15 protein-coding genes, 2 tRNA genes and 1 other annotated feature are annotated in these 16,465 nt (G+C 46.6%); of the genes, 7 read left to right on the top strand and 10 right to left on the bottom strand.

From position 1 onward, the window contains the following. Nucleotides 1–21 precede the first annotated feature (21 nt). Complete coding sequence (locus H1R82_RS03820) at nucleotides 22–624, bottom strand: TetR/AcrR family transcriptional regulator (protein WP_181732998.1); 603 nt, start codon at nucleotides 622–624, stop codon at nucleotides 22–24. A gap of 360 nt (nucleotides 625–984) precedes the next feature. On the opposite strand from H1R82_RS03820, the gene H1R82_RS03815 reads away from it, so the two are divergent. Beyond that, nucleotides 985–1,554, top strand: a complete 570-nt coding sequence (locus tag H1R82_RS03815) for an FAD-dependent oxidoreductase (protein ID WP_181732997.1) — start codon at nucleotides 985–987, stop codon at nucleotides 1,552–1,554. A 49-nt stretch (nucleotides 1,555–1,603) separates the two neighbouring features. Here H1R82_RS03815 and H1R82_RS03810 read toward each other — a convergent pair whose 3' ends face one another. After that, nucleotides 1,604–2,044 (bottom strand): Dps family protein, encoded by a 441-nt coding sequence (locus H1R82_RS03810; RefSeq protein ID WP_181732996.1) that lies wholly within the window; start codon nucleotides 2,042–2,044, stop codon nucleotides 1,604–1,606. Nucleotides 2,045–2,214: 170 nt separating this feature from the next. Here H1R82_RS03810 and H1R82_RS03805 point away from each other — a divergent pair. Beyond that, nucleotides 2,215–2,291: transfer RNA gene (locus H1R82_RS03805), tRNA-Arg, on the top strand. 382 nt (nucleotides 2,292–2,673) lie between these two features. Next, on the top strand, nucleotides 2,674–3,885 hold the full coding sequence (locus H1R82_RS03800; protein WP_181732995.1) for an MFS transporter: 1,212 nt from the start codon (nucleotides 2,674–2,676) through the stop codon (nucleotides 3,883–3,885). 136 nt (nucleotides 3,886–4,021) lie between these two features. Here the strand turns inward: H1R82_RS03800 and H1R82_RS03795 are convergent, their stop codons facing one another. After that, nucleotides 4,022–5,359, bottom strand: coding sequence for an APC family permease (locus H1R82_RS03795; RefSeq protein WP_181732994.1), 1,338 nt, complete (start codon nucleotides 5,357–5,359; stop codon nucleotides 4,022–4,024). 136 nt (nucleotides 5,360–5,495) lie between these two features. Beyond that, on the bottom strand, nucleotides 5,496–7,343 hold the full coding sequence (asnB, locus tag H1R82_RS03790) for an asparagine synthase (glutamine-hydrolyzing) (RefSeq protein ID WP_181732993.1): 1,848 nt from the start codon (nucleotides 7,341–7,343) through the stop codon (nucleotides 5,496–5,498). 161 nt (nucleotides 7,344–7,504) lie between these two features. Here asnB and H1R82_RS03785 point away from each other — a divergent pair, with 161 nt between their 5' ends. Beyond that, entirely contained in the window at nucleotides 7,505–8,242 is a 738-nt protein-coding gene (locus H1R82_RS03785; RefSeq protein ID WP_181732992.1) for a sporulation protein, read from the top strand. A gap of 18 nt (nucleotides 8,243–8,260) precedes the next feature. Here the strand turns inward: H1R82_RS03785 and H1R82_RS03780 are convergent, their stop codons facing one another. Next, nucleotides 8,261–9,577: a hemolysin family protein gene (locus H1R82_RS03780; protein ID WP_181732991.1), complete on the bottom strand. Its 1,317-nt coding sequence runs from the start codon at nucleotides 9,575–9,577 to the stop codon at nucleotides 8,261–8,263. A gap of 107 nt (nucleotides 9,578–9,684) precedes the next feature. Between H1R82_RS03780 and H1R82_RS03775 the strand changes: the two genes are divergently transcribed. The 3 genes from H1R82_RS03775 (at nucleotide 9,685) to H1R82_RS03765 (ending at nucleotide 12,276) form a co-directional block, all read left to right on the top strand. After that, nucleotides 9,685–10,353, top strand: coding sequence for a response regulator transcription factor (locus H1R82_RS03775; RefSeq protein ID WP_181732990.1), 669 nt, complete (start codon nucleotides 9,685–9,687; stop codon nucleotides 10,351–10,353). Next, nucleotides 10,340–11,758, top strand: a complete 1,419-nt coding sequence (locus tag H1R82_RS03770) for a sensor histidine kinase (RefSeq protein WP_181732989.1) — start codon at nucleotides 10,340–10,342, stop codon at nucleotides 11,756–11,758. The genes H1R82_RS03775 and H1R82_RS03770 overlap by 14 nt, the downstream gene beginning before the upstream one ends. A gap of 356 nt (nucleotides 11,759–12,114) precedes the next feature. Continuing rightward, on the top strand, nucleotides 12,115–12,276 hold the full coding sequence (locus tag H1R82_RS03765; protein WP_181732988.1) for a hypothetical protein: 162 nt from the start codon (nucleotides 12,115–12,117) through the stop codon (nucleotides 12,274–12,276). Nucleotides 12,277–12,593: 317 nt separating this feature from the next. Here H1R82_RS03765 and H1R82_RS03760 read toward each other — a convergent pair whose 3' ends face one another. The 5 genes from H1R82_RS03760 to pdxS form a co-directional block, all read right to left on the bottom strand. Further along, on the bottom strand, nucleotides 12,594–12,791 hold the full coding sequence (locus H1R82_RS03760; RefSeq protein WP_181732987.1) for a hypothetical protein: 198 nt from the start codon (nucleotides 12,789–12,791) through the stop codon (nucleotides 12,594–12,596). Nucleotides 12,792–13,112: 321 nt separating this feature from the next. After that, nucleotides 13,113–13,202, bottom strand: a tRNA-Ser gene (locus H1R82_RS03755). A gap of 103 nt (nucleotides 13,203–13,305) precedes the next feature. Beyond that, entirely contained in the window at nucleotides 13,306–14,583 is a 1,278-nt protein-coding gene (gene serS / locus H1R82_RS03750) for a serine--tRNA ligase (protein WP_181732986.1), read from the bottom strand. A 42-nt stretch (nucleotides 14,584–14,625) separates the two neighbouring features. Further along, nucleotides 14,626–14,849: a binding site (T-box leader), on the bottom strand. 111 nt (nucleotides 14,850–14,960) lie between these two features. Continuing rightward, nucleotides 14,961–15,548: a pyridoxal 5'-phosphate synthase glutaminase subunit PdxT gene (pdxT, locus tag H1R82_RS03745; RefSeq protein WP_181732985.1), complete on the bottom strand. Its 588-nt coding sequence runs from the start codon at nucleotides 15,546–15,548 to the stop codon at nucleotides 14,961–14,963. A gap of 19 nt (nucleotides 15,549–15,567) precedes the next feature. Next, on the bottom strand, nucleotides 15,568–16,461 hold the full coding sequence (pdxS, locus tag H1R82_RS03740) for a pyridoxal 5'-phosphate synthase lyase subunit PdxS (protein WP_181732984.1): 894 nt from the start codon (nucleotides 16,459–16,461) through the stop codon (nucleotides 15,568–15,570). Between the last annotated feature and the right edge of the window lie 4 nt (nucleotides 16,462–16,465).

Below are 16,465 nucleotides of genomic sequence, written 5' to 3'. Positions count from 1 at the left end.
GCATAAACAAGTATAATTTCCTTAAAAATATGGCGAATTTTTAATACTGCACAAAACAATATGCTGAAGGCTTTCAATCATTTGCGGAACATCCTTCTCGATTTGATCCGTATCCAATTCTTCCAAACTGTACAATTTTTGTAAAACGACAACGCTGGCTGCCCCAAAAAATGCACTGGCCGCTTCCGGAACATGCTTGACACGGAATTCGCCGATCCGGTTTCCTTCCTCCATCACTTTCTCAATCAACTTCAAATATTCGCCAATTTTAATCCGGAACTGGTGTTGTCTTGTTTTGGTCCCAAACGCTTCGCTCAACAACAGCTTGGCCAATTTTCCGTTTTGCACATAAAAATGGACCTGATTCTCCACCAATGCCAGCAATTGGTCCGTCGGCGACTCGTGTAAATCCACATTCCGCTGTGCACAGTCAATCAACTTTTGGACGCCTTCATTCATCAAACCGACAAACAGTTCCTCTTTGCTTTTAAAGTGATAATAAATGGTTCCTTTCGCAACGCCGGCCACTTTGGCGATATCATCCATTTTGGCCTGATCAAAACCGCTTTCGGCAAACACTTCAATGGCAGCTTTAAAAATCAAATCCACTTTTTCATGACGCATAATAAGTCCTCCCAGTTTTCTGTCGATCCGATACGAACCCATTTAAAATCAGTATACGCTAAAACAATAATATATTGAAGTAATCAAACAGAAGTTTAGAAAAAAATAGAATCCCGTCTCTATTTGCGTTATACTACAAATAGATTTTCATTTTTTATTTACCAGCCAAATAAGCTATGTCTTTTCAGAAGACTACATAAGGCAAAAAGAGTCTGTCCCCCACAGACTCTTTTTCCTGCAATCGGGGACCTTTTTATCTTCATGCCGCTTGTTTGCCAATTGTTCCAAATTGCAAGGAATAAGGATAGAATATTCTATATAAATCATCTATACAGAACCTTTTTGCAGGAGGGTGGTTGCATGTTTGACATTGCCATCGTCGGGGCCGGCCCCACGGGTGCGAGCGCCGCGATTTTCGCAGCCAAAGCAGGCAAGAAAACCATACTGATCGATCATGAAAAAACTCCCATTGGAAGAGCTTTGTTGAAAAATTACCCCGGCATCAGGGAAATCAACGGGGCTGATTTGCTGAAAACCATTCAGGAACAAGCCGTTTCGTTTGGCGCGGAATGGGTGAAAGTCAGTGTCTCCGACATCCGCAAAGAATCGGAAGGCTTCGTCATTAAAACCGATAACAGGGAACCCATCCAAGCCAAGCAAGTCATTCTAGCCACCGGAATGGCCACCAAACTGGCTGACAAAACCGGCCTCAAAACCAAACCGGGAACCGAGCCGTTCATCAAAACCATCTTTGACGTGGATGAAAACGGAAAAACCAATATTGAAGGAATCTGGGCAGCCGGAATTTGTGCCGGCGCGAGCTTCCACACCGTTATTGCCGCCGGAGACGGAGCCCGCGTCGCCATCAATGTGATCAGTGAATTAAACGGGGAAAGATATGTGGATCATGATGCCCTTCCCAAAAAATAAACCAAAAGAAGGCATCTTCCCGAACGCCCGGAAGGTGCCCTCTTTCTCTTCACTTTGCCAAGTATGACGTCAGCATCCAAATATGTTTTTCCAGGTTTGTCCGGATGTCGGTCAACAAATCGGCACTGGAATCATCTTTGGCACGTTCCGCCTCTTGGATGCCTTGTTTCACCTCATCCACCATCACTTGAAAGTCTTGGATCAATTGCTCCACCATTTGTTCAGCGGTTTCGTTGCCCACCGCTTCCCGGATGGTGGCATGATCCAAATACTCTTTCATGGTGCTGAGCGGAATGCCTTGGATGGCCAAAATCCGTTCTGCAATTTCGTCAATGTAAGATGCTGCTTCTTTGTAAAATTCCTCAAATTTGGTATGGAGTTCAAAAAACTTTTCTCCTTTGACAAACCAATGATAATGATAAAGCTTGAAATAAAGAACACTGAAATTGGCCAGTTGCTGATTCAAGGTCTTATGCAATTCTTGCATCATCATCCCTCTTTTCCATGCGAAGTTCACGTCCCTATTTTTTTCAAAACGCGTTTTATTATGCATGGATGAAGGGATTTCCGGTCAAAATACGCTCTTTTTCGGCCATCCGCAATATCTGGACATTTTGATTCCGGAACGTTATAATGAAGATTGGATCATTAAAACATCGAGCGCCCGTAGCTCAGCAGGATAGAGCAGCGGTTTCCTAAACCGCGTGTCGGAGGTTCGAATCCTCTCGGGTGCACCAAGCCGGATAGGATGCAGGGTTTCACGGTTGAGACCGTAAAAAATCCTGATCCGCGCGTACAGCCGCCACTTTACCAGGGATTGACGGTAAAGAAAGGCGGCGTTTTATTTTGTGAGCAGCCGCTACCCCGAACACTGAAGAAAATTTGATGATCATTGAAGAGAATTCGAAGATATGATATAATTAGGGTATCGAAATAATTTTACCGTGTGATGTCGGGTCATGGACTATTTTCACCCGCGTACCGGGGGTTTCAAGTCTTCGGTGCGCCGAAAACGCGCTGGCTCCACTGTGGAGGGCGCATTTTATTATGCTTTTTAAAGAAGTCGCCGATCGGGGCCGGCTTCTTTTTCATTACAGGATAAAGGAGTGATGGTTTTATATGGAAAAGGACAAGCTGTGGACGAAAAATTTCCTTTTTTTATTTTTGTCCAATTCTTTCGTGTCCCTAATTTTTTATTTGCTGATGACCACCATGGCCGTTTATGCCGTGAAACAGTATCATGCCTCTGAAAGCTCGGCCGGGCTGGCTGCGGGGATTTTTGTCATCGGGGCATTGGTTTCCCGGTTGTTTGCCGGAAAATACATTGAAGTGATCGGTCGAAGACGCCTGCTTTTGGGAGGATTGTTTTTTTACCTGATTGCCACCTTGTGCTATTTTCTTGCTGATCATTTGATTTGGTTGCTGTTGATCCGTTTTCTCCACGGAGCTGCTTTCGGGTGCGCTTCCACAGCCATGCAAACCGCGGTCATGGACATGATTCCACATCACCGGAAAGGCGAAGGCATCGGTTATTTCACCTTGAGCACCACCGTGGCAACCGCCATCGGTCCGTTTCTCGGTCTTTTTATTTCCCAACACGCGGATTACCAAGTAATCTTTGAGTTTTGTGCACTCTTTTCATTCCTTTCTTTAATCATCGCTTTTTTTGCCGACATTCCTCAAGTCTCCGTCACCGAGGAACAACTGCAGGCGATGAAAAGCGGATTCAGTTTTTGGGATTTCTTTGAAAAGAAAGCTCTTCCGATTTCCTTATACATGGTTCTCATCGGGATCACTTATTCCGGCATCGTTTCGTTTATCAATTCCTACGCCATCGAAGTAAATTTGACCGAGTCCGCCGGATTCTTTTTTATCGTCTATGCCGTCATGCTTTTGATCTCGCGCCCGCTTGCCGGGAGACTGCTGGACTTGAAAGGGGAAAACATGGTTCTGTATCCGGCCATCATTTTGCATGCACTTTGTTTCCTGTTCCTCAGCCAAGCACGGCACGGATCGGTTTTGCTGTTGGCAGGCGCATTGCTTGCGCTCGGGTTCGGCGCCCTCATGTCCTGTTGCCAGGTGGTTGCCATTAAAGAATCCCCTAAGCACAAAGTCGGTTTGGCCACTTCCACCTTCTATTCTCTGGTGGACGGAGGCGTGGGTGTCGGTCCTTACCTGATCGGGATTGTCATCCAGTACATGGACTTCAGGAACATGTATTTGATGCTTTCATTCCTTGTTCTCCTGTCGATTTTCCTGTATTTTATCTTGCATGGCAAAAAGGCCTCCTTGAGAAAGAAACAACAACAACGCTCCCAACAAGCTGCCTGATGATCCGGGGAAATCCTGCCAAAGGTCCGGAAACCGGTCCGGATCTTTGGTCCCGGTAACACACGGCTGAAAAAGGATTCGGGCGATCGGAAATACAAAAAAGTGCCGCCGGCATTTCAGCTCCGGCGACACTTTTTTATTGATCCGCAAGTTTTTCTTTTCGTTTCATCCATCCGTAAAACGGCAAACCGGCTAAAGCAATGAGAAGAGTGATCACGGCCCCTTCCAAGTCGTGGGTCAACATACTGAAGACCACAAACAAAGAACCGATGATCGCCAGAACGGGAGTCACCGGATAAAGCGGCACCCTGTAATTTCCTTTGTCGCGGACCCATTCCGGATCTCTCTTTCTCAGCAAGAATACGGCAATAAATGCCTGGATGTAGAAAATGAAAATAGCAAAGATGGCGATTTCCGACAGACGATCCGGGTCACTCAGCACCATGAAAAGGACAGCCAGCAGGATTTGCAACAAAATCGCGCGGATCGGCGTGCCGAATTTGGGATGTACCTGCGACAAAAAGTTTCCTCCCGGCAACAGGCGGTCATTGGCCATGGCGAACGCAAGCCGGGGATAGCTTAAAATTTTCCCGTTTAAACCACCAAAAATGGAAATGATGATACCGATACTGATGATTTGTTGTCCGACCTCTCCAAACAAAAGACCGGCGGCCGTCCCCGCTGCATTTTCCCCCAACGCCTGAATCTGACCGGCTGGCATGACGGCAAGCAAAGCCAGATTGACTGCAAGATAAGCGACTATAATGACAATTAAACCGAGGCTCAGCGCCTTGGGAAGGATTCTTGCCGGGTTTTTCATTTCCCCTGCCACCGAGGAAGCCGCAATCCAACCGTCGTATGCAAACATGGCGGCAAGCATGGCGGCCCCCAATCCTTCTTTGCTTCCCCCGAAGGTTGCGGAAGAAAAAATGTCGCCGGAACCTTGCCACAATCCGAATACAGAAATCAGGACAATGGGCACCATTTTGGCAATCGTGGTGATCACTTGGATGATTCCGCCGTATTTCACGCCCAGACTGTTGACGATGGTCAGAAAAAGCACGGCTCCGATGCCAATCCACAGATGCCAGGATTCATCCAAAGACAAATAATTCCCTACCAACAATCCAAAATAAAGCCCCATGGATCCGATCAGCGTCGGCTGATAAATCACCGTCTGCACCCAACCGCTCAAGAAACCGGAAAACCTTCCGTATACGTTCTCCAAATAAATATAAAGCCCGCCGGTTTTGGGAATCCGGGCACTCAGTTCGGCAACGGTCAGTCCCGCGGCCAACATCAATAAACCGCCCAACAACCAAGCCAACAAGGCCAGGGAGGAGTCCCCTCCCACATAATCCAGCACCGTGCCAGGCTTGACGAAGATTCCTGAACCGATGACGACTCCCACCACCAAGGAAATCGCAGGCCAAAAACCCAGATCCTTTTTCAATTTTGTTTCTTGATTTTGCATTGTTTCATCACCGTCCAAAGTACAATCATGCCCCATCCATTATAACGCCATTGCTTTAATGAAGTAAATTATTAATATAAAAAAGGACGGTGTTATTTTATGCCAAAAAACGCGGGATTGGGGTTCATTCCCGCGTTTATTGGATCACCACTTTATACCGCTTCATCCATTCATTGATTTGCCACCAGTAAGCCAATAAGGCCGGCACGTTCATCAATTGGCCAAACCAAGGCAAATGCAACTGGGTCAAATCCTGATTCATGAAGCTTTCCACTTCCTTCGGATCCAACAATTGAAATAACGGCGCTGACGGGTCATCCAGGATTTCGCGAATTTGTTTTTTCATCAGGCGCAAATAATCGGGATGATGGGTCTTGGGATAAGGGCTTTTTTTGCGCTCGACAATAGGTTTGGGGAGCACCTCTTTCATGGCATAACGCAATAATCCTTTTTCCCGGTTTCCGTGCTTTTTCATCGACCAGGGGATGTTCCACACATATTCCACCAAATGATGATCGCAAAACGGCACGCGCACTTCCAACCCGAATGCCATGCTCATTCGGTCATTCCGGTCCAGCAACGTGGGCATCCACCGCGTTAAATTCAAATAAAACATTTCCCGCATCCGTGCTTCCCGGGTGTAATCTTCGGAAAAGCGCGGAACTTCTGCCAAGGCTTCTTGATACCTTGCTTCCACATATTCCGGCAAATTCACCCGCTCTTTTATTTCCGGGGAAATAAAGGGGAGCCGTTTTTCCACCAAACGCGCCCAAGGGAAGGTATCGGCATTCACCATCTCTTCCCGGTGAAACCACGGATACCCGCCGAACACTTCATCTGCGGATTCCCCGGAGAGCACCACGGACATTTCTTTCTTGATCTCTCTGGCGAACAGGAGCATGGAAGCATCGACATCCGCCATCCCCGGCAAATCCCTTGCCTCCATCGCCTGGATGATGCTGCGAAACAGTTCATGATTATCCAGTAAAATGGTATGGTGCTCGGACCCGATCTCTTCCGACATCATTTTGACCCAAGGGGGATCGGCATTGGGTTGAAATTCATTGACATGAAAGTATTTTTCATTATCAATGTAATCCACCGAAAAGGTATGCAACGGGCCCCGGTTTTCTTCCTGATAAACCTGTGCCATACATGCCGCGATGGCGCTGGAATCCAGTCCTCCCGACAGCATCGTGCCCACCGGAATATCTGAAACCAATTGCCTTTTCACTGCATCCCGGAAAAGCTCGCGCACTTTTTCGGCCGTGGTTTTCAGATCGTCTTCATGCTCACGGCTGGTCAGCTCCCAGTAAGTCCACGTTTTAAGGCCGTTCCGGTCGTAACGGAGCACCTGTCCGGGACGCAATTCATGGATATCTTTAAAAACTCCGCATCCCGGGGTTCTCGCCGGACCCATCACCAAAATTTCGGCCAGCCCCTGATCATCCAGAACCGGTTCCACTTCCGGATGGGCCAGGATGGCTTTCAATTCGGATCCGAACAGGAAAGCATTATCTTTTGTTTTGGTATAAAAGAACGGTTTTACTCCCAACCGGTCCCTGGCCGCAAAACAAGCCTGCTTTTTCCCGTCCCAAATGACAAAAGCGAAAATTCCGTTTAAATGCTTGGGACAATCTTCCCCCCATTCCAAGTATGCCGTCAAGATCAATTCCACATCGGAACGGGTCTCCAAGGTATGGCCCAAGGAGCGGAGCTTGAGGCGGAGTTCCTCCATGTTGTAGATTTCGCCGTTATAATTGATGACAAATTCATACCCATCCACTTTTTTGATCATCGGTTGGCTTCCGCCTTCCGGATCAATCACGATCAGCCGACGGTGTCCCAAAGCGGCATGTTCGGAAAACCAAAACCCCTCTCCATCCGGCCCCCTAGATTGGAGCGTTTCATTCATCCGGCGTAAAATTTCCCATTCTTGGGTCAAATTCCTCGTAAAATCAATCCATCCGGTAATTCCGCACATGGACATCCCCCATTTTTTCTCATAAAGTGTCTTCTTCTCATACTATGTAAAAACCCTGGAAAAGTGCCCATAAAAATATTCAATATCGGGAAATGTCCTATTTTGTGTTATGATATAATTGGTCATTTTAGCCAAAATTTTCGACCAAAGGAGGGATCCTGTTGATTTTCAAATCATTAGCCAGCTTGGGAATCGGAGCCGCACAAGTGGACACCCGCCTGAACCAACAAACCTTTTACGCCGGCGATTCGGTTCAAGGCGTTGTATTTATACAAGGCGGACAAGCCGAACAACAAATTGACGATATTTATTTGTATCTGGTGATTCATTATTTAAGGAACAATAAAAAAACTTCTTTCATCCTGCAAGAGTACCAGTTGTCCAAATCCTTTGTCATTCAAGCCAATGAAACCAAGGAAATTCCGTTTCAGATTCATCTGCCGCTTGTCACGCCGATGTCCACAGGCAGTTACCCCATTTACTTAAAAACGGGGTTGGACATCAAAATGGCCATCGATCCCAGTGATGAAGACCTGATTGAGGTGCTTCCCCATCCAACCGTGCAAAATTGCCTGAAGCAAATCGAGGATTCGGAATTTATCTTGTACCAGATTTATAACCAATATGATCCGGGAGCCAAGCCTTTCGGTTTTCAACAAGTATTCCAATTCCGGCCCATCGGACGTTATCACGGTTACATCGACGAGTTGAATGTCGTTTTCAATCTCTCTGACAGCGAAGTGTTGATGAACCTGGAAATGATCCGGGCCAATCAGTCTTTTTACACCACGCTTTCCTGGAATCCCCACGAACTGGGCCATGTTTATGTCAACGGACAACAAACGTTGACCAACCCCACCAACAAATTAAAGGAAATCCTGAGCCGAAAATTGGTTTAATCCGCAGGGCGATGCATTTTACCGGACCACATCGCCCCCTTTTTCGGCGGTGTCAAGTTGTTCGACCAAGATGCGGGAAATGCGCCACTGGTCCATCTCCTTGACCGTGAACACGAACCCTTCAAACTCCACTTGATCCCCGACACTCGGCACTTTCTCCAGCTTGGAAAACAGCCAGCCCCCGATGGTGTCATTATCCTCGTCTTCAATATGGATGTTGAAATAATTGTTGATTTCTTCAATCAACAACCCGGAATCGATCAGGATGCCTTGTTTTTCTTTTTGGAAAAACGGCCTTTCATCATCAAATTCATCCTGAATCTCGCCGAAAATTTCTTCGATGATATCTTCTGTGGTGACCAATCCGGATGTCCCGCCAAATTCATCGATGACAATGGCCATTCCTGTTTTCTTCTTCTGTAATTGGCGAAGCACGTCTTTGATTTCCATCGTTTCCGGCACAACGACGACCGGGCGTGCCAACGCCGTTAAATCAGGCTTTTTCCCTTCCACCAGCTGCTCATACACATCCCGGATGTGAATCAATCCCTGGATGTTGTCTTTGTCATATTTGCACAAGGGAAAACGGGTGTGATGAAACTGCTTGATGATGTTCAGATTTTCTTCGAGCGGTTTTTCCACGTACATACAATGCATTCGCACACGGGGAACCATCACTTCCCTGGCAACGCGTTCAGTGAAATCAAACACATTGTCAAACAGTTTGAGTTCGGTCTGGTCAATGAAACCGCTGCGATGGCTTTGGGCAATCAGCATGCGGATTTCTTCTTCCGTATGCGCTTGTTGCGTTTCGCTCGTTCCGACGCCAAACCGTTTGAGAAACCAATTGGCGGACCGGTTCAACAAAAAAATAAACGGGCGAAACAACTTGTAAAATCCGTGCAAAAAAACCGACGTCCATAAAGTGACCCGTTCCGACTGGCGGATGGCAAGCGATTTGGGGGCCATTTCCCCGATCACGATATGCAAAAAGGTGATCAGGGAAAAAGCAATCGCAAAAGAAACCGGATGAATCAGAAGTTCCGGAATCCCGACCCAACGAAAAAAGGGCTCCAAAGACCGTGCGATCGCCGGTTCCCCGATCCATCCAAGCCCCAGAGACGCCAAGGTGATTCCCAATTGGGTGGCCGATAAATATTCATCCAGATTGGACAAAACCTGTTGTGCAATTCTTCCGCGCTTGGTATCAATCTGCGCGATCCGGCTGGAACGGACTTTCACAATGGCAAACTCGGATGCCACAAAAAAACCGTTTAATAAGACAAAGATGAGGACCAAAAAAAGATAAAAAAGATGCCTGATAAGCTCCTGCATAACAACTCCTCCACCTGAAGAGGACCACTTTTTCTTAGTATGTCCCGTCTTTTCATAAATAAATTTGCTATCATAACAAAAGAAATATAACGATACGGAGGGTCATCATGCCATACCATATTTTGGTCATTGAAGATGACGCTGACATTCAGGAGCTGATTCGTGAATTTTTAACGGTTCAGGACTACCATGTCGATGTGGCCGGTGACGGAAAAGAAGGAATCCAAAAATTCATGGAAACGGATCCGGACCTGTTGATTTTGGATGTTATGCTCCCGGAGATGGACGGATATCAGGTCTTGAAAACCATCCGCCAACAGTCCGGTGTTCCCGTGATCATGCTGACGGCGTTGGATGAGGAAGCCGACCAACTGAAAGGATTTGAGTTGGGGGTGGATGATTACATCACCAAACCGTTTTCTTTTCATATTTTGATCAAACGCGTCGAAGCCGTGCTGCGCAGAACCTATCAGACAGAAGAGTCAACAAGAAAATTAAAGTATCAGGAAATCACATTGGATCTGGACGGCTATGCCGTTTATGTCGGCAAGCATCAAAAACACTTGACGACCAAGGAATTTGAAATATTGCAAACCCTGATGAAACACAAGGGAAAAGTGTGTTCAAGAGAGCTTCTGCTCAATAACGTTTGGGGATTGGATTATTACGGAGATCCCCGGGTTGTCGACACCCATATCAAAAACTTGCGCAAAAAATTGGGGGTCCCGTACATCCGGACGGTAAAAGGAGTGGGCTACAAACTTGATACAGCGTAAAAAAAGCATTACCCTGAAAATTTTTTGGATCACCAGCCTGCTGATCGCTCTGACCACCAGCATCCTGTTTGCTGCCTTTTATTTTTTGTTGCCTTCTTTTTATTATGAATACAAAATCAACAAATTAAATCACGGCATCGACCAATTATTGAACGATGTTTCGGAGGTTCCCGTTTCCCAGGCCCAAAACCTTTTATACGAATTCACCCATGACTACAACATCCATCTGCTGATCCGGGATCAACAGGGAAACATGATTTCAATTCCGTCTTCTTCTTCTCCATTGGTTAAAATTCCGTCCCAATCGAATTACGAAATGGACGGCATCCCGCCAATCCGGATCATCGAAAAACCCATTTCTTTCCAGGATGGCCGGTTTATCGCCATTTTTGTCGCCACCTTGCAACCCATCGATGAGGCATCCAATGCCATTTTGATGCTGATGCCGTACATGGGTTTTTTTGTCCTGTTGATTTCCATGGCGGGTGCATTTCTCTACACCAAACTGATCACCCAACCCCTGCTTAAAATTAATCAAGTGGCCAAGCGAATGGCCAAACTGGATTTCAGCCAGAGGTTGGAAAACCGGTCCGATGACGAAATCGGGGAATTGTCCCAGAGCCTGAATGAATTGTCGCAAAACCTGAAACAAACGATGTCCGAATTGCAACAAGCCAATGCGCAATTAAAAGATGACATCCAACGCGAAAGGGAGCAAGAAGCGAAACGGAGGGAATGGATGGCGACCATCTCACATGAATTGAAATCACCGATCACGGCCGTGATGGGGCAACTGGAAGGCATGATCCACCAAATCGGCGTATACAAAGACAGGGATAAGTATTTGCGCCGATCGTATTCGATTATCAAAAACATGGAGCAACTGGTAAAAGAAATCCTGGAAGTCTCCAAACTGGAATCGGATGCATTTCATCCGCTGAAAAAAACGGTTCCTTTATCAAGCATGATTCAATCCGTCATCAAAAGGCTGGAATTTTTCCGCGAAGACAAACAAATCCGATTCGACGTGAGCATCGAGCCGGACTTGTTTGTCACGGCCGACCCCGGCTATCTGCAAAAAGCGGTGGCAAACATCATCCACAATGCCATCAACTATTCTCCTTCCGGTGAAACCGTCCGGATCTCCCTTGCACAAAAAAACACCCATATCGAGTTTCGCGTGCTGAACACGGGATCCTCCATCCCGGAAGCCGAACTGGAAAAAATCTTCGAACCCTTTTACCGTTTGGAAAAATCCCGGAACCGGAACACCGGGGGAAGCGGTTTGGGTCTTTATATCGTGAAACAGATTTTGGATATCCATTCGTTCCCTTACCGGCTGAGCAACGAAGAAAACGGCGTTTTGTTTACGATTCATTTTCCTCTGCCTGAACAAAACGATTAATCCCGTCTTTTAAAGCAGTCCGGGGACAATCCATCCCCGGTTTTTCTCCCGGAAACGGAAAAAAAGCCTGATGATTACAATATCCATACGAAAACATAAACAGTACAAAAAACACTTAAATACCCGAATAAACCGTCTATCAATTCATTAGTACAGATTTTTAAACACATCTAAAACAGATGATCACAATACGGAATCATCAAGATATCCACAACTTTATCCACATTATCCACAACATATAGTGCAATGCCGGAATAAAATGCTTTTCAATCCAAAATCAGAACACATGTTCCCGTATCGCCAAAGATATGATATAATAATAAAACAATACCACTTCCAATAAAGGAGCCGATGGAATGCAAAATCCATGGCTGGTCTGGGCCGCCCGTATCATTGAAGAAACCCTTCCCCTGGTCCGGGAACAATTATCCCATAATCAAAACGTGATCTTAAAAATGGAGAATATGTTTGAGGAATTAACCCCCAAAACTTCTTCTTCCAAAAAACGTCATTCATAATTATGCATGTGTCTTTTTTATGACCCTTTCCATAATAATATTTCGAATCCATCGATGATTCGTTATAATGAAAATGTAAGATTTCAACGGGATTGAATCACGGGAAAAAAACCGATACCCTCCGGTGAGTCGTGCTATAAAGCCGGCTCCTTTTTTCATTCATTATGTTGTATAAAAATAAAAAGTTATCAACATATCCACAATTTTATCCACATTATTCACAATATCTTGTGCTAATATAAATGTTATTATTAATAAAAAAAGAGGAGGATATCTTCCTCCCGCATTGGATTATCCTGTTCAACTTTTTCCTTATCTCAAACTTCAACCTGAACTTCTTTCCAATTGCTTTTGTCAGTACTGATAAAGAAGCGGCTGGATTCGTGTTTTTTGGGAAACAAGCGAATCAGCGATTTTATGTATTCGTTGGCGGATTCTTCAGTCTCAAATCCGGCGGGGTATTCATGCGTTTTGATTTCCCCGTTTTTTTCAGTTTCAATTTTTAAGTAAAACATTCTTCACCCTCCTCATTTTAAATGTGAAATCAGATTTTAACATTTGATCAAATCATTGTGAAAACTATATCTTTAATTCTGAATTTACATGAATCAGGCCGTCAGTTCAATCCTTTTATTTAAGAACCCCTGCTGATGAAAGGCGATTCTCTTTCTATTTGATTAATTTTTTATGTTTTTTTAATGTTTTCCCGTGGAGAGATGTCTTTTGTGTATAAACAACCGGCGACCAATCGATTAGCACCTGAACGTGTCCCGTAAAAATTTAACCCAGTCGGCAAAGAAAAAGGTTTCGCTGTCCGCGAAACCTTTCTGTCCATTTGGCGGAGAGGGTGGGATTCGAACCCACGGAGGGCGTGAACCCTCGGCGGTTTTCAAGACCGCTGCCTTAAACCACTCGACCACCTCTCCACAATGTAAATATTCAATTACAAAGTTATATTATACTGATTTTTTGTGCGATGTCAACCAACCCCCAAAACATAAATCCCTGCAAATGTTGCAGGGATTTATGTTATCCAATCTTGTCGATTCCGCCCATGTAAGGACGCAACGCTTCGGGAATCCGGATCGTTCCATCCGGTTGCTGGTGATTTTCCAAAATGGCGGCAACGGTCCGCCCCACGGCCAAACCCGAACCATTGAGCGTATGGACATACTCCGGTTTGCTTTTGGGACCGGGACGGAAACGGATTTGTGCGCGGCGCGCTTGGAAATCTTCACAATTGCTGCAGGAAGAGATTTCCCGGTAGCTTTGATTGCTGGGCATCCATACCTCCAGATCATAGGTTTTGGCGGCAGAAAACCCGAGATCCCCCGTGCACAACGCGACCACCCGATAGGGGAGTTCCAACAATTGCAAGACCTTTTCGGCATTCTCCACCATTTTTTCCAGCTCTTCATAGGATGATTCCGGATGAACCAATTTCAGCAATTCCACTTTGTTAAATTGATGGAGACGGATCAAACCGCGGGTATCCCGTCCGGCCGATCCCGCTTCCGAACGGAAGCAACTGCTGTAAGCCGTGTAATATTTGGGCAAATCTTCCATAGACAAAATCTCGCCGGCATGATAGTTAATGACCGGCACCTCAGATGTGGGAATCAAAAAATAATCCGTATTCTCCGCCAGCTTAAAGGCATCGTTCTCAAATTTGGGCAATTGCCCTGTTCCGGTCATGGTGCGGCGGTTTACGATATAAGGCGGAATGATTTCCGTATATCCATGCTCCCTGGTGTGCAGATCCAGCATGAAATCGATCAACGCCCGCTCCAGACGCGCTCCAAGCCCTTTGTAAAAGACAAACCGGGAACCCGTTACTTTGGCAGCACGTTCAAAATCAAGCAAATCTAATTCTTCCGCCAGTTCCCAGTGCGGCTTTTGCCCGAAAGAAGGAGCGGGAACTTCTCCCCATGTGCGAACCACTACGTTTTCTTCTTCCGACTTCCCGACGGGAACGCTTTCATGAGGAATGTTAGGAAGTTTGAACAGGATTTGATTCATTTCTTCTTCATAACGGCGCAATTCTTCATCCAACCGTTTGATTTCCTCTCCCACCTGGCGCATTTCTTTGATTTTATCTTCTGCATCCTCATTGTTCTTTTTCTTTTGGGAGATTTCTTTGGATACCACGTTCCGTTTGTTTTTCAATTGCTCACTTTGCTGAATCAATTCGCGCCGACGCTGATCCAATTCCGTGAAGGCGCGGAGTCCTTCCAATTCATCATTCCGTGTCGATAATTTTTTCTTCACATCCTCCATTTGATTGCGAAGGATTTTCATATCCAGCACTCACACACACCTCCTATAAAATAATAAACCTTCCCCCCTCATACAAGGGACGGAAGGTTCCGCGTTGCCACCCTTCTTGACCGTGGACGCATCCACGGCCCGCTCTGACGAGATAACGGTTCGTTCACCGAAAACACTTACGCGAACCCGGTTCGCTTCGTGCCTCGCTCCAAGGTGGATTCACTGATCATTTTGGGCGGTTCGCACCTTCCACCGCCTCTCTGGATGGCAAAACAATCAGTTACTCGCCTTTTCCTCGCGGCCTGCCATTTCAAATTTTACCTTTTATTATATCCGATTGTACACCCTTTGTAACCATCAAACCAAAAAAACCTCCCCAAAACGGGGAGGATTCCGTCCAAAATGAACGTTTTTCGTTACACGGCTTTTTCTGCCATCGATTCACGAACCATCTCTGCAAAATAAGCGTGAACCCGCGGATCTTCGGTCAATTCCGGATGGAAAGACATCGCGAGCAAATTCCCTTGCTTGGCAGCGACGATCTTTCCGTCCACTTCGGCGAGGACTTCGACTCCCGGTTCCACCTTTTCAATATAAGGAGCACGAATAAAGACCGCCGGGTAATCATCGGCAATGTTTTTCACCGCCAGCTCCGCTTCAAAGCTTTCCCGCTGGCGTCCAAAACCATTCCGCTTCACCGTGATATCCATGATGCCCAAATGGGGTTCTTCTTCCGGCCCGATATTTTTTGCAATCAGGATCATTCCTGCACAGGTTCCGAAAATGGGTTTCCCGGCACGATGAAGCGCAAGAATCGGTTCGGTCAATTCATATTTTTTCACTAATTTGCCAATCGTTGTGGATTCCCCGCCCGGAATCACGAGACCGTCCAGATCCGACAACTCTTCCGCCCTTTTGACCGCCACGGCCGTTGCCCCGGTTTGTTGCAGCAGGCGGATATGTTCACGGACTGCGCCTTGTAATGCCAATACTCCTATTTTCATCGGATCTGTCCTCCTTATGTCACCAACCGCGCTCTTGCATCCGTTCTTCCGCACTCAGTTTGGAAATTTCAATCCCGGTCATCGCCGAACCCAGATCTTTGGATACTTCTGCAATCAATGCAAAATCTTCATAATGGGTGGTCGCTTCCACAATCGCGCGAGCATATTTTTCCGGGTTTTCCGATTTGAAAATACCGGAGCCCACAAACACACCGTCGGATCCCAAGTGCATCATCAATGCGGCATCTGCCGGGGTTGCGACGCCACCTGCCGCAAAGTTGACCACCGGCAATCTTCCGGTCTCATGCACTTGCAGGAGCAGTTCATACGGAGCCCCCAGTTTTTTCGCCTCGGCCATCAATTCATCACGGGACATGTTTTGCACCTGGCGGATTTGCGCCTGCATTTTCCGCATATGGCGAACCGCTTCCACGATATTTCCGGTACCGGGTTCCCCTTTGGTCCGGATCATGGATGCCCCTTCCCCGATGCGACGCAACGCTTCTCCCAAATCACGGGCACCGCATACAAAAGGAACGGTGAATTGGGATTTGTCGATATGGAACAAATCATCCGCTGGGGTCAACACTTCACTCTCATCAATATAATCAACCCCCATGGATTCCAATACACGCGCTTCGACAAAATGGCCGATCCGTGCTTTGGCCATTACCGGAATGGAAACAGCGTTCATCACTTCTTCCACCACACGCGGATCAGCCATGCGGGCAACGCCGCCTGCCGCACGGATATCCGACGGCACGCGCTCCAACGCCATTACCGCCACCGCACCGGCTTGTTCAGCAATTTTTGCCTGCTCGGCGTTCACCACATCCATGATGACGCCGCCTTTTTGCATTTCTGCCATCCCGCGTTTTACCCGGTCCGTTCCTGTTTTCCGTGTTTGACTCATCTTG

The sequence above is a fragment of the Thermoactinomyces intermedius genome (genome assembly GCF_013912365.1).
GTDB classification, from domain to species: domain Bacteria; phylum Bacillota; class Bacilli; order Thermoactinomycetales; family Thermoactinomycetaceae; genus Thermoactinomyces; species Thermoactinomyces intermedius.
This window is presented reverse-complemented; position numbering and strand designations above follow the sequence as displayed.